The 19,012-nt window shown below is 68.5% G+C and carries 25 protein-coding genes; 10 read left to right on the top strand and 15 right to left on the bottom strand.

Annotation, left to right across the window (positions count from 1 at the left end; genetic code table 11):
- Positions 1–6: 6 nt before the first annotated feature.
- A complete protein-coding gene (locus ACTJKK_RS14920) occupies positions 7–912 on the top strand; it encodes an NAD(P)/FAD-dependent oxidoreductase (protein WP_440748552.1) in 906 nt (301 codons plus the stop codon).
- Positions 913–937: 25 nt separating this feature from the next.
- Here ACTJKK_RS14920 and ACTJKK_RS14915 read toward each other — a convergent pair whose 3' ends face one another.
- Both ACTJKK_RS14915 and ACTJKK_RS14910 read right to left on the bottom strand, forming a co-directional pair.
- Positions 938–1,567: a histidine phosphatase family protein gene (locus ACTJKK_RS14915; RefSeq protein WP_404597557.1), complete on the bottom strand. Its 630-nt coding sequence runs from the start codon at positions 1,565–1,567 to the stop codon at positions 938–940.
- Between the two features lies 1 nt (position 1,568).
- The gene (locus ACTJKK_RS14910) at positions 1,569–1,967 is read right to left on the bottom strand and encodes a DUF5684 domain-containing protein (protein WP_247623250.1); all 399 of its coding nucleotides are present in this window, start codon (positions 1,965–1,967) and stop codon (positions 1,569–1,571) included.
- Positions 1,968–2,083: 116 nt separating this feature from the next.
- Between ACTJKK_RS14910 and aspS the strand changes: the two genes are divergently transcribed.
- Entirely contained in the window at positions 2,084–3,865 is a 1,782-nt protein-coding gene (gene aspS / locus ACTJKK_RS14905) for an aspartate--tRNA ligase (protein WP_440748551.1), read from the top strand.
- 203 nt (positions 3,866–4,068) lie between these two features.
- Here aspS and ACTJKK_RS14900 read toward each other — a convergent pair whose 3' ends face one another.
- Positions 4,069–4,851, bottom strand: coding sequence for a sulfite exporter TauE/SafE family protein (locus ACTJKK_RS14900; RefSeq protein WP_247624724.1), 783 nt, complete (start codon positions 4,849–4,851; stop codon positions 4,069–4,071).
- Positions 4,852–4,902: 51 nt separating this feature from the next.
- Here ACTJKK_RS14900 and ACTJKK_RS14895 point away from each other — a divergent pair, with 51 nt between their 5' ends.
- The 5 genes from ACTJKK_RS14895 (at position 4,903) to ACTJKK_RS14875 (ending at position 9,410) form a co-directional block, all read left to right on the top strand.
- Complete coding sequence (locus ACTJKK_RS14895; RefSeq protein WP_440748550.1) at positions 4,903–5,310, top strand: GNAT family N-acetyltransferase; 408 nt, start codon at positions 4,903–4,905, stop codon at positions 5,308–5,310.
- Positions 5,311–5,456: 146 nt separating this feature from the next.
- Positions 5,457–6,596: an ABC transporter substrate-binding protein gene (locus ACTJKK_RS14890; protein ID WP_440748549.1), complete on the top strand. Its 1,140-nt coding sequence runs from the start codon at positions 5,457–5,459 to the stop codon at positions 6,594–6,596.
- The gene (locus ACTJKK_RS14885) at positions 6,575–7,531 is read left to right on the top strand and encodes an ABC transporter permease (protein ID WP_440748548.1); all 957 of its coding nucleotides are present in this window, start codon (positions 6,575–6,577) and stop codon (positions 7,529–7,531) included. The genes ACTJKK_RS14890 and ACTJKK_RS14885 overlap by 22 nt, the downstream gene beginning before the upstream one ends.
- A complete protein-coding gene (locus ACTJKK_RS14880) occupies positions 7,528–8,322 on the top strand; it encodes an ABC transporter permease (RefSeq protein ID WP_247623254.1) in 795 nt (264 codons plus the stop codon). The genes ACTJKK_RS14885 and ACTJKK_RS14880 overlap by 4 nt, the downstream gene beginning before the upstream one ends.
- Positions 8,319–9,410, top strand: a complete 1,092-nt coding sequence (locus ACTJKK_RS14875) for an ABC transporter ATP-binding protein (protein WP_247632809.1) — start codon at positions 8,319–8,321, stop codon at positions 9,408–9,410. Before ACTJKK_RS14880 ends, ACTJKK_RS14875 begins: the two co-directional genes overlap by 4 nt.
- 64 nt (positions 9,411–9,474) lie before the next feature.
- Here ACTJKK_RS14875 and ACTJKK_RS14870 read toward each other — a convergent pair whose 3' ends face one another.
- The 9 genes from ACTJKK_RS14870 to ACTJKK_RS14830 all read right to left on the bottom strand — a co-directional run bounded on the left by ACTJKK_RS14870 (position 9,475) and on the right by ACTJKK_RS14830 (position 14,083).
- Positions 9,475–10,230: an amino acid ABC transporter ATP-binding protein gene (locus tag ACTJKK_RS14870; RefSeq protein ID WP_247623257.1), complete on the bottom strand. Its 756-nt coding sequence runs from the start codon at positions 10,228–10,230 to the stop codon at positions 9,475–9,477.
- A complete protein-coding gene (locus ACTJKK_RS14865) occupies positions 10,227–11,018 on the bottom strand; it encodes an amino acid ABC transporter permease (RefSeq protein ID WP_247623258.1) in 792 nt (263 codons plus the stop codon). Before ACTJKK_RS14865 ends, ACTJKK_RS14870 begins: the two co-directional genes overlap by 4 nt.
- A 34-nt stretch (positions 11,019–11,052) precedes the next feature.
- Positions 11,053–11,865 carry a transporter substrate-binding domain-containing protein gene (locus tag ACTJKK_RS14860; protein WP_247623259.1) on the bottom strand — a complete coding sequence of 271 codons (813 nt, stop codon included), beginning with the start codon at positions 11,863–11,865 and terminating at the stop codon, positions 11,053–11,055.
- 145 nt (positions 11,866–12,010) lie between these two features.
- Positions 12,011–12,313 carry a Dabb family protein gene (locus ACTJKK_RS14855; RefSeq protein WP_440748547.1) on the bottom strand — a complete coding sequence of 101 codons (303 nt, stop codon included), beginning with the start codon at positions 12,311–12,313 and terminating at the stop codon, positions 12,011–12,013.
- A complete protein-coding gene (locus tag ACTJKK_RS14850; RefSeq protein ID WP_247623261.1) occupies positions 12,310–12,573 on the bottom strand; it encodes a glutaredoxin family protein in 264 nt (87 codons plus the stop codon). Before ACTJKK_RS14850 ends, ACTJKK_RS14855 begins: the two co-directional genes overlap by 4 nt.
- Positions 12,570–12,872 carry a rhodanese-like domain-containing protein gene (locus ACTJKK_RS14845; protein WP_247623262.1) on the bottom strand — a complete coding sequence of 101 codons (303 nt, stop codon included), beginning with the start codon at positions 12,870–12,872 and terminating at the stop codon, positions 12,570–12,572. Before ACTJKK_RS14845 ends, ACTJKK_RS14850 begins: the two co-directional genes overlap by 4 nt.
- Before the next feature lie 97 nt (positions 12,873–12,969).
- Entirely contained in the window at positions 12,970–13,068 is a 99-nt protein-coding gene (locus tag ACTJKK_RS14840) for a 30S ribosomal protein bS22 (RefSeq protein ID WP_003792170.1), read from the bottom strand.
- Positions 13,069–13,204: 136 nt separating this feature from the next.
- Positions 13,205–13,396 carry a helix-turn-helix domain-containing protein gene (locus tag ACTJKK_RS14835; RefSeq protein WP_247623263.1) on the bottom strand — a complete coding sequence of 64 codons (192 nt, stop codon included), beginning with the start codon at positions 13,394–13,396 and terminating at the stop codon, positions 13,205–13,207.
- Between the two features lie 270 nt (positions 13,397–13,666).
- The gene (locus tag ACTJKK_RS14830; protein ID WP_247623264.1) at positions 13,667–14,083 is read right to left on the bottom strand and encodes an ArsR/SmtB family transcription factor; all 417 of its coding nucleotides are present in this window, start codon (positions 14,081–14,083) and stop codon (positions 13,667–13,669) included.
- 104 nt (positions 14,084–14,187) lie between these two features.
- Between ACTJKK_RS14830 and ACTJKK_RS14825 the strand changes: the two genes are divergently transcribed.
- Both ACTJKK_RS14825 and ACTJKK_RS14820 read left to right on the top strand, forming a co-directional pair.
- Complete coding sequence (locus tag ACTJKK_RS14825) at positions 14,188–15,618, top strand: TrkH family potassium uptake protein (protein ID WP_440748546.1); 1,431 nt, start codon at positions 14,188–14,190, stop codon at positions 15,616–15,618.
- The gene (locus tag ACTJKK_RS14820) at positions 15,611–16,282 is read left to right on the top strand and encodes a potassium channel family protein (protein ID WP_391476855.1); all 672 of its coding nucleotides are present in this window, start codon (positions 15,611–15,613) and stop codon (positions 16,280–16,282) included. Before ACTJKK_RS14825 ends, ACTJKK_RS14820 begins: the two co-directional genes overlap by 8 nt.
- A gap of 31 nt (positions 16,283–16,313) precedes the next feature.
- Here the strand turns inward: ACTJKK_RS14820 and ACTJKK_RS14815 are convergent, their stop codons facing one another.
- Positions 16,314–16,601: a DUF1905 domain-containing protein gene (locus ACTJKK_RS14815; RefSeq protein ID WP_440748545.1), complete on the bottom strand. Its 288-nt coding sequence runs from the start codon at positions 16,599–16,601 to the stop codon at positions 16,314–16,316.
- A 2-nt stretch (positions 16,602–16,603) separates the two neighbouring features.
- Positions 16,604–17,443 carry a pyrroline-5-carboxylate reductase gene (gene proC, locus ACTJKK_RS14810; protein WP_440748544.1) on the bottom strand — a complete coding sequence of 280 codons (840 nt, stop codon included), beginning with the start codon at positions 17,441–17,443 and terminating at the stop codon, positions 16,604–16,606.
- A gap of 60 nt (positions 17,444–17,503) precedes the next feature.
- Between proC and ACTJKK_RS14805 the strand changes: the two genes are divergently transcribed.
- Entirely contained in the window at positions 17,504–18,475 is a 972-nt protein-coding gene (locus tag ACTJKK_RS14805) for a cation diffusion facilitator family transporter (RefSeq protein WP_247632813.1), read from the top strand.
- A 17-nt stretch (positions 18,476–18,492) separates the two neighbouring features.
- Here the strand turns inward: ACTJKK_RS14805 and tadA are convergent, their stop codons facing one another.
- On the bottom strand, positions 18,493–18,948 hold the full coding sequence (gene tadA / locus ACTJKK_RS14800; protein ID WP_440748543.1) for a tRNA adenosine(34) deaminase TadA: 456 nt from the start codon (positions 18,946–18,948) through the stop codon (positions 18,493–18,495).
- Between the last annotated feature and the right edge of the window lie 64 nt (positions 18,949–19,012).

Below are 19,012 nucleotides of genomic sequence, written 5' to 3'. Positions count from 1 at the left end.
CCCCTCATGTACGACGTGATCGTGATCGGCGCAGGCCCCGCGGGCCTGCAGGCGGCGCTGACGCTGGGACGGATGCATCGCTCGGCGCTGCTGCTCGACTCGGGCGAGTACCGCAACGGCACGGTGCTGCACATGCACAACGTCGCTGCGAACGACGGCACCCCGCCCGCCGACTTCCGGGCGACCGCTCGCGCCCAGCTCGCGGAGTACGCGGACGTCGAGGTGCGCGATGCCCGCGTCGAGCGGATCGACGGAGAACAGGGGGCGTTCACGCTCGAACTCGCCGACGGGGGCACGGTCGCGGCTCGGCGCGTCGTGCTCGCGACCGGCATGGCCGACGAACTGCCCGCGATCCCCGGGCTGCAGGAGCTGTGGGGCGTCGGGGCGTTCAGTTGCCCGTTCTGCGACGGGCACGAGCATGCGGGCAAGCCGATCGCCGTGATCGGCGAGGCCGCCCGCGCCGCCCACCTGATCGGACTGCTCGGCCGGATCGTGTCGTCGATCACGGTCTTCCCCGCCGAGGGTTCCTTCACGGAGGAGGATCGCGCGACCCTCGAGGCGCTCGGCGCCGTCATCGCCTCCTCGGCTCCCCTGTCGATCACGCGGGAGGGAGAGACGGTGATGTTGACCACCGCGGAGGGCGAAGCATCCGTCGCCGGCATCTTCGTCGCCTCGGTGGTCTCGCGCCAGCGCGCCCCGTTCGCCGAGCAGCTCGGACTCGCGATGCTCCCGTCCGGCGCGATCGAGATCGACGACTTCGGCCGCACCTCCGTCGCCGGGGTGTCGGCGGCGGGCGACATCGCGCACCGCGCCTCGCTGCCCGGCGCGATGGCCGCGGTCGCGCTGGCGGTCGCGGCAGGTCAGCTCGCCGCCGTCGGCCACATCCAGTCGCTGATGGCCGAGGGCGCGTAGCTCGCGCGGCCTCGGACGGGACGCCTCAGACGGCGCCGACGTCGACGGCGCCGCCCGTCGCCGCGGGTTCGGCGTAGTCGACCTCACGCCACACATCGCCGACCCGCTCGAACGAAGTCACGCTCGACAGGGCGCAGCGCCGGGTGCGCGGATCGTGCCGCAGCGGGAGTCCGGCGACCGACAGGTGCGTGATCCAGATCGGTGCCTGGTGCGACACGATCACCGCGTCGCCCGCCTCGGTGGTGTGCCAGAGCTCGTCCATCGCGGCGCGCATGCGCTCGGCGACGGAGACGTACGGCTCGCCCCAGCTGGGCACCGAGGGCTGCCGCAGATGCCACCAGTTGAGCGGGTTCATGAGCGAGCGGCGCATCTGCGTGCCCTCGAAGACGTTGGTCGGCTCGATGACGCGTTCGTCGAGCACCGGCTCGAGGTGGAAGCGCTCGGCGAACGGGGCGGCCGACTCCTGCGTGCGCTCCAGCGGCGAGCACCGCAGGGCCTCGACATCGCGACCGAGACCGGCGACGTGCTCGGCCGCGTCGAGCGCCATGCGCCGTCCGTCATCGCTGAGGTGGAAGTCGGGCAGACGGCCGTAGAGCACGCGGCCGGGATTGTGGACCTCGCCGTGACGGACGAGGTGCAGACGGGATGCCGGCACGTCAGGCCTTGCGGTAGCGGGAGTCCCCGAACCCGAGGATGAAGTACCCGATGAACGGGATCAGGAACAGCAGGAAGAACGAGAACGCACCACCCTTGCCGAAGCGATCGCCCACCTTGACCGCGACGACGATCGCGAGGATGACGTTGGCGATCGGCACCAGGTACAGCAGCACCCACCAGCCCGACATCCCGGCGATGCGCAGCAGGAAGATCGCGTTGACGATGGGGATCAGCGCGAGGATGCCCGGATACCCGGCCTTCGTGAACACCTTCCACCAGGCGATCGCCAGCAGCACGTAGAAGATGATGCCGATGACGCTCGTGGTTCCCGAGAAGAACGCGGAGACGAAATCGGGGACGACCGGTACATCGGCGGCGGGGACGAGGGCGAGTTCCATGGGAGCACCTTCCTTTTCCCTGCCACCCTACTGATCCCCTCCGCCCGCCGGAGACACGCCGCGCGCCCCCGTAGAATGGGCGGGTTCGCCCGTTCACAGAACAGAAGGAATACTCCGTGCTTCGCACCCACTCGGCAGGCTCACTGCGAGCCGAGCACATCGGTCAGACCGTCACCCTCGCGGGGTGGGTCGATCGCCGTCGTGATCACGGAGGAGTCGCGTTCATCGATCTTCGGGATGCGTCGGGCATCGCCCAGGTCGTCATCCGCGACGAGGAGATCGCCCACCCGCTGCGCAACGAGTTCGTGCTCAAGGTCACGGGCGAGGTGTCGCGCCGCCCCGAGGGCAACGCCAACCCGAACCTGCCCACCGGCGAGATCGAGCTCATCGCGACCACCGTCGAGGTGCTCAACGAGTCCGCTCCCCTCCCCTTCCAGGTCTCGACGGCGCTGGCCGACAGCGAGACCGTCGGCGAGGAGGCGCGCCTCAAGTACCGCTATCTCGACCTGCGCCGTCCGGCCCCGGCATCCGCCCTGCGCCTGCGCTCCGACGTCTACAAGGCGATCCGTGACGTGCTGCACGCCGACGACTTCACCGAGGTCGAGACCCCGACGCTCACGCGCTCCACGCCGGAAGGCGCCCGCGACTTCCTCGTGCCTGCGCGCCTGAGCCCGGGCAGCTGGTACGCCCTGCCCCAGTCGCCGCAGCTCTTCAAGCAGCTGCTGATGGTCGGCGGCGTCGAGAAGTACTTCCAGATCGCGCGCTGCTACCGCGACGAGGACTTCCGCGCCGACCGCCAGCCCGAGTTCACGCAGCTCGACATCGAGATGAGCTTCGTCGACCAGGAAGACGTCATCCGCCTGATGGAGTCGCTCGTCGTCGCCATGTGGAAGACGATCGGCGTCGAGGTGCAGACCCCGCTGCCGCGCTTGACCTACGCCGACGCGATGGCGAAGTACGGCTCCGACAAGCCCGACCTGCGCTTCGGCCTCGAGCTGGTCGAGGCGACCGAGTACTTCTCCGACACCACGTTCCGCGTCTTCCAGGCCGAGTACGTCGGCGCCGTGCGCATGCCCGGTGGCGCGGGCCAGCCCCGCAAGCAGCTCGACGCCTGGCAGGACTGGGCGAAGCAGCGCGGCGCCCGCGGCCTCGCCTACGTGCTCTTCAACGAGGACGGAACGCTCGGCGGACCCGTCGCCAAGAACCTGTCCGAGGCCGAGCAGGCGGGTCTCGCCGAGCTCGTCGGCGCCGAGGCCGGGGACTGCGTGTTCTTCGCCGCGGGCGCCACGAAGGAGAGCCGCGCCCTCCTCGGTGCCGCGCGCGTCGAGATCGGTCGCCGTCTGGGCTACCTGAACCCCGACGAGTTCGCCTTCACCTGGGTGGTCGACGCTCCGATGTTCGAGCCGGCGGCGGATGCCGTGGCCTCGGGTGACGTGGCCGTCGGCGCCGGAGCCTGGACCGCGGTGCACCACGCGTTCACCGGCCCGAAGCCGGAGTTCGAGGCGACGTTCGACACCGACCCCGGATCGGCCCTCGCCTACGCGTACGACATCGTGTGCAACGGCTCCGAGCTCGGTGGCGGCTCGATCCGCATCCACCGCGAAGACATCCAGAAGCGGGTCTTCGAGGTCATGGGCATCAGCGACGAGCAGGCCGATGAGCAGTTCGGCTTCCTGCTCGACGCGTTCAAGTTCGGCGCGCCGCCCCACGGCGGCATCGCGCTGGGCATGGACCGCGTGCTGCAGCACCTCACGAAGACCGAGTCCATCCGCGAGGTCATCGCGTTCCCGAAGTCGGGCAACGGCTACGACCCGCTCACGGCCGCGCCCGCTCCGATCTCGGCCGAGCAGCGCGCCGAGGCCGGCGTCGACTTCGAGCCGGAGGGCGACGAGGCCTGACCCTCTGCCCCCCCCTGTGGGGGATGCTTCGACAGGCTCAGTAACCCGGTTCCGGGTGCTGGGCCTGTCGCGTCCCCGGGTTCGACTTGAGCTGGGTCCCTGAGCCTGTCGAAGGGCCCTGCCCGAGAGACGGGGTCACTGAGCCTGTCGAAGGGCCCCGCCCCGCGAGACTGGGCCCCTGAGCCTGTCGAGGGGCCCCGCCCCTAGGAGGCCAGTCCGAGGGCCGGGGCGAGGTTCTCGTTCCACACGTCGACGCCGAGCTTGGCGATCAGGGCGATCACCACGACGAGGAAGACCACCCGGATGAACTTCGTGCCGCGCGAGATAGCCATGCGCGACCCCAGGTAGCTGCCCGCGACGTTGGCGACCGCGAGAATCCCTCCGAGCACCCACAGCACCGAGCCGTGCGGGATGAAGAGCAGCAGCGCACCGAGGTTGGTGGCGAGGTTGACGATCTTGGCCTTGGCGCTGGCCTGCAGGAAGTCGTAGCCGAGCAGCGCGACGAGCGCGATCACGAGGAACGTTCCGGTTCCCGGCCCGATCATGCCGTCGTAGAAGCCGATCACGAGACCGGCCGCGCCGGCCATGATGTGGTGCTTGTGCCCGTGGAAGCGCAGCATGGTCGCCGCGCCCATCTGCGGCCGGAAGGCGGTGAAGAGTGCGACGGCGAGCAGGGCCACGACGATGATCGGCTTGAACGCCGCGGCGGGCAGCAGCGTGGCCACCGCGGCGCCGCCGAACGATCCGGCGAGCGCGATGAGGGCCATCGGGATCGCGGTGCGGATGTCGGGTTTCGCCCGCCGGTAGTAGGTGACACTGCTGGTCGCGGTGCCGAACACCGAGGCGAGCTTGTTGGTCGCGAGCGCCTGGATCGGCGCGATCCCGGGGATGAGCAGCAGCGCCGGCAGTTGCAGCAAACCACCGCCCCCGACGACGGCATCGATCCAGCCGGCCGCGAAGGCGGCGATGACGACGAGCAGCAGCATCCCCCAGGTGAGCTGCTCGAGTCCGAGCACGGTGCCGATATCCACCCGGCCATGATTCCAGAGACTCGGGCGCGCGGCGATGTCGCCTCGGCAGACGACCGACCCGCGTACGCCCAGGCGCTTCTCGAGATCCTCGCCGAGCCGTCGAACGACCTGCTCGTCGTCGAGCTCGACAGCGCGATCGTCGGAACGCTGCAGCTCACCTCGATCCCGGGCATGGCGCGTCGGGGCGCCCGGCGGCTGCTCGTCGAGGCCGTGCGGGTGCGGAGCGACCTGCGGTCGTCGGGCATCGGATCGGCCGTGATGCGCTGGGTCGGCGAGCAGGCCGCACCCGCTGTCGGAGCGGCGATCGTGCAGCTCACCTCGGATGCCGCGCGCACCGACGCCCACCGCTTCTACGAGAAGTTGGGGTATATCGGGTCACATCTCGGTTTCAAATACACGGTCGAGACCGCCTGAGCTCCGCGCCAGGACGCGGCGCACCCCACCCCGCCACCACCCGGTCACCCTCCGTTCACCCACGCCGCTCCGGCCGGTAACTCACGGCCCATAGTTTCCTCTCGCAACCCGAACCGGCGCACCGCCGGTCACCCGAGAGGACACTCATGGCACGCTTCACCCGCCGCGCGCGCATCGGCGCCGGTATCGCACTGGTCACCACCGCCGCTCTGGCACTCACCGCCTGCTCCGGCGCCGCCGACGCGACCGACGCCGGCGAAGGATCGACCGACGCCGCGACCGCGACGTCCGTCGCCGACTTCGGCACCTTCGCCGACCTCGAGGCCGCCGCCAAGGCGGAGGGCCAGCTCAACGTCATCGCGCTGCCGCGCGACTGGGCGAACTACGGCGAGATCCTCGACCTCTTCGCCGAGAAGTACCCCGAGATCACCATCAACGAGGCTTCCCCCGACGTGTCCAGCGCCGAGGAGATCCAGGCCGCCGAGACCAACAAGGGCCTCGACACCGCTCCCGACGTGTTCGACATCGGCCTCACGGTCGCGCTCCAGAACACCGACTACTTCGCCCCTTACAAGGTGCAGACGTGGGACGACATCCCCGCCGAGCTCAAGGAACCGACCGGTCTCTTCGTCGGCGACTACGGCGGATACATGTCGGTCGGCTACGACTCGTCGAAGTTCGACGCTCCCGCCGAGCTCGCCGATCTGCTCTCGGCCGACTACAAGGGTGCCGTCGCGATCAACGGCGACCCGACCCAGGCCGGTGCCGCGTTCGCCGCGGTCGGTCTCGCGACCGTCCAGTCCGAGGGCACGCTCGACGACTTCCAGCCCGGCATCGACTTCTTCTCGGAGCTGCAGAAGGCCGGCAACCTGCTCAAGGTCGACGTGACCACGGCGACCGTCGCGAGCGGCGAGACCCCCGTCGTCTTCGACTGGGACTACCTGAACGCCTCGCACAAGGCCGACAACCCCAACTGGGAGGTCGTGGTCTTCGACGGCACCGGCTACGCGGGGTACTACAACCAGGCGGTCAACGTCGACGCCCCGCACCCGGCTGCGGCGCGCCTGTGGCAGGAGTTCCTCTACAGCGACGAGGTGCAGAACCTGTGGCTCGGCGGCGGCGCTCGCCCCGCGCGCATGGAGGCCATGACAGAGGCCGGCACGATCGACGCCGACCTCGCTGCGGCTCTGCCCGAGGTTCCCGAGGAGACGGTCGTCCCCACCGAGGAGCAGTCCACCAATGCCGGCACGCTGCTCGGTGAGAAGTGGGCAGCGGCGGTCCAGTGACGACTCTCGTCGACACGGGGGCGGATGCTCCGGCATCCGCTCCCGCTACCACCGCCGGGCCCGCGCACACCGCGCGGGCCCGGCGGTCCGCGCCTTCCTGGGCCTGGTTGGGCCTCGTGCCCTTCGCGGCCTACATCCTGCTGTTCCTGGCCGTGCCGACGCTTCTCGCGATCGGCTCCGGTTTCTTCACCAAGGACGGCTCGTTCACCTGGACCAACGTGTCGGCACTCGGCGATCCCGTCGTGCTGAACACGTTCGCCAACTCCGCCTGGATCTCGCTCCTGACCGCTGTCGTCGGCGCCGTCGTCGGTGCGCTCGTCTGCTACGCCCTGCTCGGGATGAATCCGCAGGGCGCGATCCGCTCGTCGGTGGATGCCGCGGCCGGAGTCCTCGCCCAGTTCGGCGGCGTGATGCTGGCGTTCGCCTTCATCGCGATGATGGGCATCCAGGGTGTGCTGACGGTGTTCCTCAAGGACACGTTCGGCATCAACATCTACGAGAACGGCACGTGGCTCTACGAACTGCCCGGTCTGATCCTGCCGTACATCTACTTCCAGATCCCCCTCATGGTCATCACCTTCATGCCGGCCCTCGCCGCGCTCAAGCCGCAGTGGGCCGAGGCGAACCTCACCCTCGGCGGCACGCGCACGAGCTTCTGGCTGCGCATCGGGCTCCCGGTGCTCGCCCCGTCGTTCCTCGCGAGCCTGCTGCTGCTCTTCGCGAACTCGTTCTCGTCGTACGCCACGGCCGCCGCTCTCGCGAGCCAGGGCTCGCAGATCGTGCCGCTGCAGATCCGTACCGCGCTCACGAGCGAGACCGTGCTCGGTCGTGAGAACCTCGCGGGCGCGCTCGCGCTGGGCATGATCGTGGTGGTCGGCGTCGTGATGGCCCTGTACTCGTTGATCCAGCGCCGGGCTGCGAGGTGGCAGTCGTGAACCGTCTCGCCCCCTCGCTCACGACCCGCTGGGTCATCGGCATCCTCGTCGGCCTCTTCTTCGCCATCCCGCTCGTGTCGACGTTCCTCTACACACTCCGCGACACCGAGAGCGGGCTCTCGTTCGACCACTGGCTCGCGCTGTTCGACCCCGCTGCATCCGCCGCGATCAAGCCGATCTGGACCGGGCTCGGCAACTCGCTCATCCTCGCCGTCGTCACCGTCGCGATCGTGCTGTTCCTGCTCGCGCCGACGATGATCCTGGTGAACCTGCGCTTCGGCAAGCTCAAGCCGATCTTCGAGTTCGCGGTGCTGCTGCCGATCTCGATCCCGGCGATCGTGCTGGTCGTCGGTCTCGCCCCGATCTACCTGCAGATCGGCCGCTCGGTGGGCACCGGCACGTGGACGCTCGCGTTCGCGTACGGCATCACGGTGCTGCCCTTCGCCTACCGCTCGATCCAGGCGTCGATCGACGCCGCCGACCTGCGCACGCTCTCCGAGGCCGCACGGTCGCTCGGGGCGAGCTGGCCGACGGTCGTGCTCAAGGTGCTGGCGCCCAACCTGCGCCAGGGCCTGCTGGCCGCGTCGCTCATCTCCATCGCGGTGGTGCTCGGCGAGTTCACCATCGCCTCGCTGCTGAACAGGCAGGTGTTCCAGACGGCCATGGTCGTCGTGCAGAAGCAGGACCCGTACGCGCCGGCGATCTTCACGCTGCTGGCACTCGCGCTCGTGTTCCTCCTTCTCCTCCTCATCGGTCGCGTCGCACGCGGCAACGGAAAGGCCCACTCATGACCATCGATCACGCACTCCCCCGCACCCAGGACAACCTGCTGCTCGCCGAGGCGGGCGAGGGCACCCGGGTGCAGCTGCAGAGCATCGTGAAGAGCTACGCGGGCAACCGCGTGCTGCACGGCGTCGACCTCGACATCGCCCCGGGTGAGTTCGTCTCGCTGCTGGGTCCGTCGGGCTGCGGCAAGACCACGCTCCTGCGCGTGCTCGCGGGCCTCGAGGGCTCCGACGAGGGCGCGGTGCTCCTCGGCGGTCAGGACGTCTCGCGCGTCCCGACCAACAAGCGCGACATCGGCATGGTCTTCCAGTCGTACTCGCTGTTCCCGCACCTGCGCGTCGCCGAGAACACGGCCTTCGGGCTGCGCCGCCGCGGGGTGTCGGCATCCGAATCCGCGAAGCGCGCGAAGGATGCTCTCGCCCTGGTCGGTCTCGCCGACTTCGCCGACCGCTACCCGCACCAGCTGTCGGGCGGCCAGCAGCAGCGTGTGGCGCTGGCGCGTGCCCTGGTCACCGAGCCCAAGGTGCTGCTCCTCGACGAGCCGCTGTCGGCGCTCGACGCCAAGGTGCGCGTGCAGCTGCGCGACGAGATCCGCCGCATCCAGCTGCGCCTGGGCATCACGACCGTGTTCGTCACGCACGACCAGGAGGAGGCGCTCGCCGTCTCCGACCGGATCGCCGTGATGAACTCGGGCCGCATCGAGCAGATCGGGTCGCCGGAGCAGCTCTACACGACGCCGTCGACCGCCGGTGTCGCCGCTTTCGTGGGCCTCTCGAGCATCGTCGCCGGCGTCGCCGAGGGCGACCACGTCGTCGTCTGGGGGCAGCGGCTGCCGCTGCAGACGCCCGCCGACGGCCCGGTCGACGTGTACCTGCGCCCCGAGAACGTGTTCTTCGCTTCGGAGGCGGATGCCGCGACCGACGCGATCGTCGAGGAGAGCACCTTCCTCGGCAGCATGCGTCGCACGCTCGTTCGCACCGAAGCGGGAGAGATCGTCCGGGTGCAGCACGCCCCCGGCATCCACCCCGCCTTCGGCGATCGCGTCCGCATCGCGGTCGCACCCGAGCCCGTGGCCGTGCACCCGCGCGCCTGAATCCCCCACACACGATGAGGCCCCCGGAGCATTCGCTCCGGGGGCCTCATCGTGTGCGAACGTCTCACAGCACGCGCGAGAGGAAGTCCTTCGTGCGCTGGTGCTGCGGGTTGCCAATGACCTCGCGCGGGTCGCCCTCTTCGACGATGTGACCGCCGTCCATGAAGATCAGGCGCGAGCCGACCTCACGGGCGAAGCCCATCTCGTGGGTGACCACGAGCATCGTCATACCCTCGTCGGCGAGCGTGCGCATGACCTGCAGCACCTCGCCGACCAGTTCGGGGTCGAGCGCCGACGTCGGCTCGTCGAACAGCATCATGTCGGGGTTCATGCACAGCGCACGCGCGATCGCGACGCGCTGCTGCTGCCCACCCGACAGATGCCCCGGATAGGCATCCGCCTTCTGCGACAGCCCGACTCGGTCGAGCATCGAGATTGCGATCTTCTGTGCTTCGGCCTTGCTCCGCTTCTTCACCCGCTGCTGGGCGACGGTGAGGTTGCCGAGCACATCGAGGTGCGGGAACAGGTTGAAGCTCTGGAACACCATGCCGATGCGGGTGCGCACACGGTCGATGTCGGTCTCGGGGTCGGTGATGTCGATCCCCTCGATCAGCACCTTGCCGCCGGTCGGCTCCTCGAGCAGGTTGACCGAGCGCAACAGGGTCGACTTCCCCGAGCCCGAGGGGCCGATCACGCAGACGACCTCGCCCTTGGTGACGGTGAGGTCGATGCCCTTGAGCACCTCGTTGTCGCCGAAGGTCTTGACGAGACCCTGGATGTCGATCGCCGGAGCGTGGACATCGATCAGTTCTGTGATCATCGTTCTCTCGCCATCCGTCGCTCCAGCCACGCGGTGTATCGCGTGAGCGGAATGGTCACCACCAGATACAGCAGGGCGCCGACGATCAGCGGCGTCGCGTTCGCGTTCGACGTGTTCGCGTCGCGGACGAAGGTGGTGAGCTCCTTCGACCAGATGAAGCTACCGGCGATGAACACGAGTGACGTGTCCTTCAGCAGGAGCACCAGCTCATTCGTCATCGGCGGGATGATGATGCGGAAACCCTGCGGGAGGATGATCCAGAACATCGTCTTCAGCGGCGACATGCCCAACGAGCGCGCCGCCTCCGTCTGCCCCTTCGGCACAGCCTGGACCCCGGCGCGGATGACCTCGGCGATGTACGCCGAGGCCACCAGCATGAGTCCGAGGAGTCCGGCGCCGACCGGCCCGCCCGGCACCTTCCACCCGAAGACGATCGGGACGATGAATGCCACCGAGAAGATCGTCAGAAGGGCGGGAAGGCCGCGGAAGAGCTCGATCCACGCGGTAGCCACCCACCGGAACAACCCGATGCTCGACAGCTTCATCATCGCGAAGAGGATGCCGAGCAGCAGACCACCCGTGAAGGCGATGATCGTGAACAGGATCGTGTTCCGCAGACCGATCGTGATGATGTCGGGGAAGAGCCTCGCGGCGACCTCCACGTTCAGGAACTGGGGGATCGCCCGTTCCCAATTGATCGACAGGGCGATCCCCGCGATGACCGCGAAGAACACCACATACATCACCAGGCGATACAGCTTGGTCCTGGTCGTCCGTTTCAACGCCATTGTGAAGGACCTCCGAAACTCCTACGCACGACGATCAGTTCGCGCTGAAGTAGGAGTCGTAGATCTTCTGGTACTCACCGCTGTCGCGCAGCTCCTGCAGGGCGGTGTTCACCGCGTCGACGAGCGCGTCCTTCTCGCCCTTGGCGAAGGCGAAACCGTAGGACTCCTCGGTGTCGTACGTCTCGACGATCTTGTAGGCGCTGTCGGCCTTCTCGTGCTCGATGTTGACCGGCTGATCCTGCAGAATGGCGTCGATCTGACCGGCCTGCATCGCGGGCCACAGCTCGCCGTCGGAGGGGTACTGCACGAGCTCGGCGCCCGTGGCGTTCTCGGTCGCGTAGGTCTCACCGGTGGTGCCCTGCTGGACGCCCACGTTCTTGCCGGCGAGGTCGTCGATCGACTCGATACCCGAGTCGGTGCGCACGAGCAGCGACTGCAGCGAGTCGTAGTACGGGTCGGAGAAGTCGATGTTCGCCTTGCGCTCGTCCGTGATCGTCATCGCCGAAGCTCCGAGGTCGCAGGTACCTGCGACGAGCGTGGTGCCGGACTGGAGCGCGTCGAAGCCCACGTCCTGGACGGCGAGCTTGAGGTCGAGCTTCTTCGCGATCGCATCGAGAAGATCGATGTCGAATCCGGAGTAGCCGCTCTCGGTGCTCGAGTCCTCGACCTCGAAGGGCGGGTAGGGCACGTCGGAGCAGGCGGTCAGCGTGCCCGCGCTGACGAGACCGTACTCGTCTCCGGCATCCGAGTCCCCGCTTCCGGAGTCGGTTCCGCCGGCGCAGCCTGCGAGCGCGAGGGTTGCGGCAGCCACGAGTGCGAGGCCGGCGAAGGTAGTGCGACGGTGCATAACAGCTCCTGAGAGTCGATGGCAGGGTAAGGCCCACCGAAGTGGGCCGATAGGTGAACATCCTGGCACGTGCCGGGTGGATGCCCTACTAAGAGTGCCCGATCCAGGATTACGGTTTTGTTTCGGTGCGTTACGCGTGCGGGGATCAGATCTCGAAGTCGACGGCGACCCGTGCACTCACGACGGACCGGATGTATCCCGACGCCTCGACGTGCGCGGGGTGCACCTGATACTCGTCGAGCGCCTCGACGGAGGCGAAGTCGGCGACGAGCACGACATCCCAGTTCGACTCCGGCAGCACGACGTTCGCGCCGGCCGAGATCGACAGCAGCTGCGGCACGACACCGTCGAGGGCGTTGAGGCGGCGGGCCACCTCGGCGGCCTGCGCGGCGCGCTCGTCGGCGTCCTCCGAGGCGAGTTTCCAGGAGACGACATGGCGGATGGTCATTTCAGGGCCTCCTCGAGGGCGGTGCGCAGTCGGTCCGGCGAGAGTCGCCAGTGCGCGTGCAGTTCTCCGTCGATCAGGACGACGGGGATCTTCTCCCACCACAGATCGAACAGGGCGGGGTCTTCAGTGATCGAGGCCTCGACGATCTCGATCCGCTCGGCCGCGGCATCCGGCAGCTCGGCGACGACGGCGTCGATGACCTCGGAGGCGACGTCGCAGAGGTGGCAGTCGGGCTTGCCGATGAGGGTCAGCGTGGTCACGCCGAGGGAACCTCGACCGCGCGTCCCTGCGCGATCCATTCGCCCGTGCCGCCCTCGACGTTGGTGGCGTCGTAGCCGCGGGCTTCGAGCGCCTCGACGACGCGAGCCGAACGGCCGCCGGCCTGGCAGATCACGTCGAACGATTCGGCCGGGAGCTCTTCGAGTCGGTTGCCGATCTCGGACATCGGGATGTTGACGGCGCCGGGCACATGGCCCGCCGCGAACTCGTCCTTCTCGCGCACGTCGATGAGCGGCGTGCCCGTGCGGTCGGCGAGTTCGGTGACGGTAATCGACTTCATGGCTTCCTTCGAGCTGCTCGGACCTTCGGCAGAGACACAAAGCGCCCCCATTCGACATGCTCCGAAGAGCTGTCGGGGGCGCTCGTGTCTTGGCCGCTTACTTCTTGTTGCGGCGCTGGTGGCGAGTCTTGCGAAGCAGCTTGCGGTGCTTCTTCTTCGCCATGCGCTTGCGGCGCTTCTTGATGACAGAACCCACGGAAACCTCACTAAGTCAGGGGGTTGGGCGTCGCGATGATCGGACGCCCGGGTACGGGCACGGAAAAATGCCTCGGATCAGTCTAGCAAACCGTCGGGCCTGCGCCGTCACACCGACGATGCGGACTCCCGCACGGTCAGCCGACGTCGGCGATCGGGCGCTGGAGGGCGTCCGCCACGGCGGACTCCGGCACGCGATAGCTGCGTCCGAAACGGATGGCCGGCAGGTCGCCGGAGTGCACGAGCCGATAGACGGTCATCTTCGACACGCGCATGATCCCGGCCACCTCGGCAACAGTGAGGAACCGGACGTCAGGAACTTCGGGCATCCCACATACCCCTTTCTCGAATGAGCACACTCTATGGGTTGGCAGTGACGCGTGTAAACCCTTGGGGCCGGTGTGAACAATGGGACTCACGGTGCCGTCGCTCGTCACAGCAGAGGCATAGCCTCTCTCCGAGGTTCACTCAGCCGGAAGTGTCACACTCGGCGCAGGACCGGGGCAGGCACCGCCTCGGGACACGCGGGCTGGGGCCCGCGGCATCGCCCCCGACGACAGCCCCCCGGTCGCCGGGGGCGAACTGTGTCGAGCGGGGTATCAGGCGCCGAGTCGCTTGAGGGCGGTGGCGACCACGTGCTTCGCGGATGCCGCCGCGCGCCCGACCACTTCCGCCGCGTGCGCGGCACTCTCGGGGATCGGGGCCCCGGGGTAGGCGATGTCGGGGGCGTCGTCGCCGAACGCGTCGACGAGGAAGGGCACCAGCCAGTCGTCGACGACCTCGAGCGGCTCGACCGCGAGGCTGTAGAAACGACGCTGACCGTCTTCGCGCACGGTGACCAGCTCGGCGTCGCGGAGCACCTTGAGGTGCTTCGACACCGTGGGCTGGCTGATGCCGAGGTCGGCGACGATCTGGCTGACGCTCGTGCCCGCTTCTCCTTCGGTGGTGCGCCGCAGGAGGAGCTGGAGGATGTCTCGCCTCGTACCGTCTGCGATCACGTCGAAGATGTCGGTCATGTGTTCAGGGTAGTCGTCCCCGGCACCGAGTACCATGACGAGGGCTCGGTCGCAGGTGCTGAGCCGGCGCCGATCTGCGGCGGAGGCAGACGAAAGGGGACGCGATGTCGGGCATCGTGTCTGCGTCGTCCCCCAAGCAACGCCTGCGCAATGCCGCCGCCCACGGCCGCCACATCCTCACCTCCTCGCCCTCGCGTCTCGCGATCGTGGTGTTCGCGCTGCTGATCCTCGTGTTCACGGTGCTGCTCTCGCTGCCGATCGCTGCGGCCGATCGCACCGTCACCCCGCTCAGCGACGCGCTGTTCACGGCCGTCTCGACCATCTGCGTCACCGGCCTCGCGACCGTCGACATGGCGAACCACTGGTCGCCGTTCGGGCACGTGGTCATCTTCATCGGCGTGAACATCGGCGGTCTGGGCGTTCTCACCCTCGCCTCCCTCATGGGCATGGTGATCTCGAAGCGCCTGGGATTGCGCGCCAAGCTCCTCGCCGCGGGCGACACCAACCCGATGCGCGCGCACGGCGGCGTCGTCAACGAGAGCCAGACGGTCCGCCTCGGCGAGGTCGGCCAGCTGCTGCGTACCGTCGCCTTCTCGGCCCTCATCATCGAGGGCGCGCTCGCCGTGCTCCTCTACCCCGGACTGGTGATGGCCGGGGTGAGTCCGATCGCCGCGCTCTGGGAAGCCCCCTACTTCGCCGCGATGGCGTTCACGAACACGGGCTTCGCCCCCAATGACGGCGGCGTCGCGGTGTTCGCCGACGACTACCTCGTGCTGTCGCTGCTGATGGTCGGCGTCTTCCTCGGAAGCATCGGCTTCCCCGTGATCTACTCGCTGGCCAAGCACGTCTGGCACGTCAAGCGCTGGTCGCTGCACACCAAGCTCACACTCGTGACGACCGTGCTGCTCTTCGTGCTCGGGGCCGCGGTCTTCCTCATCCTCGAGTACCAGAACCCGAAGACCTTCGGCTCGATGGATGCCGCCGACACGACGTTCCAGGCCTTCTTCCTGTCGGCGATGACCCGCTCGGGCGGTTTCAACGTGATCGACATGGCCGACCTCAACGGCTCGTCGCTCGTCGCCGCGAGCATGCTCATGTTCGTCGGTGGAGGATCGGCCTCGACCGCCGGCGGAATCAAGGTCACCACCCTCGCGGTGCTCGCGATCGCGGTGTGGTCCGAGGCGAAGGGTCGCCAGTCCGTCGAGGTGTTCGGCCGGCGCATCCCCAGCGACGTGCAGCGCGTCGCGCTCAGCGTCGTCGCCTGGGGAGCCACGATCGTCGCCCTGTCGACGATCGTCATCGCCCAGATCACGAAGGCCGACATCAGTCACGTGCTGTTCGACGTGATCTCCGCCTTCGCCACCGTCGGACTCTCGACGGGCCTCACCGCCGAGCTCCCCGACGCCGGCTCGTACGTGCTCGCCGCCACCATCTTCATGGGGCGCATTGGTACAGTGACTCTCGCCGCGGCAGTCGCCGCGACATCGCGATCGCAGTATTACTCACTGCCCGTGGAAAGGCCGATCGTTGGTTGAAGTCCTCCGGGGCGACGCTCCCGTCCTCGTCATCGGTCTCGGCCGGTTCGGCGCCGCCTGCGCGGGCGAACTCGATCGCCTCGACCGCGAGGTCCTCGCGATCGACGACAACCTCGAGCTCGTGCAGAAGTGGTCCGACCGCGTCACGCACACCGTGCAGGCCGACGCCCGCAACATCGAGGCGCTGAGTCAGATCGGCGCACGCGACTTCCAGGTCGCCGTGGTGGCGGTCGGCTCGTCGATCGAGGCATCCGTCCTCATCACCGCCAACCTCGTCGACCTCAAGGTCCCGCAGATCTGGGCCAAGGCCGTCTCGCAGTCGCACGGCAAGATCCTCGCCCGTGTCGGCGCGAACCACGTCATCTACCCCGAGCGCGAGGCCGGCGAGCGCGTCGCCCACCTCGTCAGCGGCCGCATGCTCGACTTCATCCGCTTCGACGACGACTTCGTGCTGGCGAAGATGTACCCGCCCAAGTTCATCCGCGGCGTCGGTCTGAACGAGTCCGGCGTGCGTACGAAGTACCGCGTCACGGTGGTGGGCGTCAAGAGCCCGGGCAAGCCGTTCCGCTACGCCGAGGCGAACACGATCGTCACGAACCACGACCTGATCATCGTCTCGGGCACCAACAGCGACATCGAGCGCTTCGCCGCCCTCGACCGCTGACGCGCACGACTCGTTCAGGTCGGGCGAGGGCTCAGGCGTCGATGTCGAGGGTGATGTCGACGACGTCGTCGATGCCGATGCCCTCGCCGTCCTGCAGAGCCTTCTTGATCGGGACGATGTAGCCGCCGTCCTTCGGCCAGAGCGACGTCGTCACACGTGTTCCGCCGATCGTGACGGATGCCGGGATCATCCCCCACCCGTAGGTGACGACCGCGGCGACCTCGCCGATCATCACCGCTTCGGCCTCGGGCACGGTTACGAAGTGGAACGGCGCGGGTCCGCGCCAGAACCAGATCTCGCCCGAGAATCGCAACCGCATGTTCAGGCCCCGGCGGCAAGCTCCCGAGCGCGCGCCAGCGCGGCCGCTGAAGCATCCGCGAACGTCTTCTCGAGGTGCGCATCCTGCAGCACCGCGATCGCACGCTCGGTGGTGCCCTTCGGACTCGTGACCCGTCGGCGCATCTCGCTCGGGGTCTCCCCCGACGCTTCGAGCAGCGCCGTCGAGCCGATGAAGGTCTGCTCCGCCATCAGGCGGGCGTCCGCCTCGCTGAAGCCGAGCCCGAGGCCGACCTTCGTCCATTCCTCGATGAGCAGGAAGACGTAGGCGGGGCCCGAACCCGAGATCGTCGAGAGCGCGTCGATCTGCGACTCCGGCACCTCGATCACGGCGCCGACCGTCTCGAACAGGCGGCGCACGAGCGCCATGTCGTCGGGCGTCGATGCGGGACCGGCGGCGAGACCGGTGACCGCCTTGCCGACCGTCGCCGGGGTGTTGGGCATCGAGCGGATGACGTGCACGTCGGCGCCCAGCGCGTCTGCGAACGTGGCCAGCGTCACACCGGCGGCGAGGCTCACCACGATGGCGTCCGGGGCGAGGTGCGGGGCGATCTCGCGGAGCAGATCCGGCACCATCCCCGGCTTCACGCCGACCAGCACGATTCGGGCGGAAGCGAGTGCTTCGCGGTTGCCGTCGGGGCGCTCTTCGAGGGCGATGGTCGTGACACCCGGAAGGTCGGCGAGGTCGGCGGCGCTCACCCGCGAGCGGTTCGTGGCGGTGATCCCGCCGTCGACGGCGACACCCGAGGCGACGACGCCGCGCAGGATCGCCCCTCCCATCGAACCGGCACCGAGGAACGCGAGAGCGGGGAGAGAGTCAGCCATGTCGTCATCCTACGGCGGGCGCACCTGCGATCCCCAGAGGGGGCGATCTAGACTCGACGCATGAGTGCATCCGGCGGCGGCAAGGCGATCATCGCAGCGTTCCTGGCGAACATGGGCATCGCGCTCGCGAAGCTCGTCGCCTGGCTGCTCTCGGGGTCCGCGTCGATGCTCGCCGAGGCCGTGCACTCGATCGCCGACTCCGGCAACCAACTCCTGCTCCTGCTCGGCGGACGCAAGTCGCGCCGCGAGGCCGACCGCGCGCATCCCTTCGGCTACGGCCGCGAGCGGTACGTCTCGGCGTTCGTCGTGTCGATCATCCTGTTCTCCCTCGGCGGCCTGTTCGCCATCTACGAGGGCATCGACAAGCTCACGCACCCGCACGAACTGGACCCCGTGTGGTGGTGGCTGCCGATCGTCGTGCTCGTGATCGCGATCGGACTCGAGAGCTTCTCACTGCGCACCGCGATCAAGGAGAGCAACCTCGTTCGCGAGAAGGGGCAGTCCTGGGTGTCGTTCGTGCGCCGCTCCAAGGCGCCCGAACTGCCCGTCGTTCTGCTCGAGGACACCGGTGCGCTGGCGGGTCTGAGCTTCGCACTGCTCGGCGTCGGGCTCACCGTCATCACCGGCAACTCGGTGTTCGACGCGATCGGCACGCTCATGATCGGTGTGCTGCTGGTGCTCATCGCGATCGTGCTGGGCATCGAGACCAAGAGCCTGCTCGTCGGCGAAGGCGCCACCACCGCCGACCTCGATCGCATCGTCGACGCGATCGCCGCCGGCGACGAGGTCGAGAAGCTCATCCACATCAAGACCCTCTACCTCGGCCCCGACGAGCTCATGGTCGCGGCGAAGATCGCACTGACCGCCGACAAGTCGGTGCGCGAGGCCGCCGACGACATCGATGAGATCGAGGCACGCATCCGCGAGGCCGTCCCCGCCGCACGCGTGATCTACATCGAGCCCGACGTGTACCGGCCAGCCCTCGATCCGGAGCCCCCGACGGACGCGTTCGTCTTCAAGTCCTCGGACTGACCGGCCAGGCCGCAGCGTCAGCGCTTGCGGGCGAAGAAGTCGCGGAGCAGGGCGGTAGCGGCATCCGCTTCGACTCCCCCGACGACCTCGGCCCGGTAGGGCAGACGGCGATCGCGCAGCACGTCGTACATCGACCCCGCGGCTCCCGCCTTGTCGTCCCACGCCCCGAAGACGACCCGTCCGATGCGCGCCTGCAGGATCGCTCCGGCGCACATGAGGCACGGTTCCAGGGTGACGACGAGGGTGTGCCCCTCGAGATTCCAGGAGCCGACGGATGCCGCGGCCCGGCGCAGCGCCTCGACCTCGGCGTGACCCGTGGGATCGTGCGTCTCCTCGCGGGTGTTGCGCCCCTCGGCGATGATGCGACCGGCGGAGTCGACGACCACGGCACCCACCGGGATCTCGTCCGCGGTGCTCGCCTCCGCCGCGAGCACGAGCGCACGGCGCATCGCGGGCAGGTCGGCGGCGGTCATGGATCGAGCCTACGACAGCGGCGTGCGGCGTCCGCCGCGCGCGGTGCATCCGATGTCGTGCCGG

Origin of the sequence: Microbacterium sp. 22179 (assembly GCF_052045715.1) — a bacterium.
In the GTDB taxonomy this organism is placed as follows: domain Bacteria; phylum Actinomycetota; class Actinomycetes; order Actinomycetales; family Microbacteriaceae; genus Microbacterium; species Microbacterium galbinum.
The sequence above is the reverse complement of the archived record's forward strand: the minus strand, read 5'-3'. Positions and strand labels throughout refer to the sequence as shown.

What these genes read in the sequence shown, in the direction of transcription:
- ACTJKK_RS14855 (WP_440748547.1), bottom strand. Translation starts at nt 12,313, where the DNA reads ATGACCATCCGCCATGTCGTCTCCTGGAAACTCGCCTCGGAGGACGCC.
- ACTJKK_RS14825 (WP_440748546.1), top strand. Translation starts at nt 14,188, where the DNA reads ATGTCGGGCATCGTGTCTGCGTCGTCCCCCAAGCAACGCCTGCGCAAT.
- proC (WP_440748544.1), bottom strand. Translation starts at nt 17,443, where the DNA reads ATGGCTGACTCTCTCCCCGCTCTCGCGTTCCTCGGTGCCGGTTCGATG.
- ACTJKK_RS14860 (WP_247623259.1), bottom strand. Translation starts at nt 11,865, where the DNA reads ATGCACCGTCGCACTACCTTCGCCGGCCTCGCACTCGTGGCTGCCGCA.
- ACTJKK_RS14845 (WP_247623262.1), bottom strand. Translation starts at nt 12,872, where the DNA reads ATGAAGTCGATTACCGTCACCGAACTCGCCGACCGCACGGGCACGCCG.
- ACTJKK_RS14830 (WP_247623264.1), bottom strand. Translation starts at nt 14,083, where the DNA reads ATGACCGACATCTTCGACGTGATCGCAGACGGTACGAGGCGAGACATC.
- ACTJKK_RS14805 (WP_247632813.1), top strand. Translation starts at nt 17,504, where the DNA reads ATGAGTGCATCCGGCGGCGGCAAGGCGATCATCGCAGCGTTCCTGGCG.
- ACTJKK_RS14835 (WP_247623263.1), bottom strand. Translation starts at nt 13,396, where the DNA reads ATGCCCGAAGTTCCTGACGTCCGGTTCCTCACTGTTGCCGAGGTGGCC.
- ACTJKK_RS14910 (WP_247623250.1), bottom strand. Translation starts at nt 1,967, where the DNA reads ATGGAACTCGCCCTCGTCCCCGCCGCCGATGTACCGGTCGTCCCCGAT.
- ACTJKK_RS14875 (WP_247632809.1), top strand. Translation starts at nt 8,319, where the DNA reads ATGACCATCGATCACGCACTCCCCCGCACCCAGGACAACCTGCTGCTC.
- tadA (WP_440748543.1), bottom strand. Translation starts at nt 18,948, where the DNA reads ATGACCGCCGCCGACCTGCCCGCGATGCGCCGTGCGCTCGTGCTCGCG.
- ACTJKK_RS14895 (WP_440748550.1), top strand. Translation starts at nt 4,903, where the DNA reads ATGATTCCAGAGACTCGGGCGCGCGGCGATGTCGCCTCGGCAGACGAC.
- ACTJKK_RS14870 (WP_247623257.1), bottom strand. Translation starts at nt 10,230, where the DNA reads ATGATCACAGAACTGATCGATGTCCACGCTCCGGCGATCGACATCCAG.
- ACTJKK_RS14900 (WP_247624724.1), bottom strand. Translation starts at nt 4,851, where the DNA reads ATGCTGCTGCTCGTCGTCATCGCCGCCTTCGCGGCCGGCTGGATCGAT.
- ACTJKK_RS14865 (WP_247623258.1), bottom strand. Translation starts at nt 11,018, where the DNA reads ATGGCGTTGAAACGGACGACCAGGACCAAGCTGTATCGCCTGGTGATG.
- ACTJKK_RS14920 (WP_440748552.1), top strand. Translation starts at nt 7, where the DNA reads ATGTACGACGTGATCGTGATCGGCGCAGGCCCCGCGGGCCTGCAGGCG.
- ACTJKK_RS14815 (WP_440748545.1), bottom strand. Translation starts at nt 16,601, where the DNA reads ATGCGGTTGCGATTCTCGGGCGAGATCTGGTTCTGGCGCGGACCCGCG.
- ACTJKK_RS14890 (WP_440748549.1), top strand. Translation starts at nt 5,457, where the DNA reads ATGGCACGCTTCACCCGCCGCGCGCGCATCGGCGCCGGTATCGCACTG.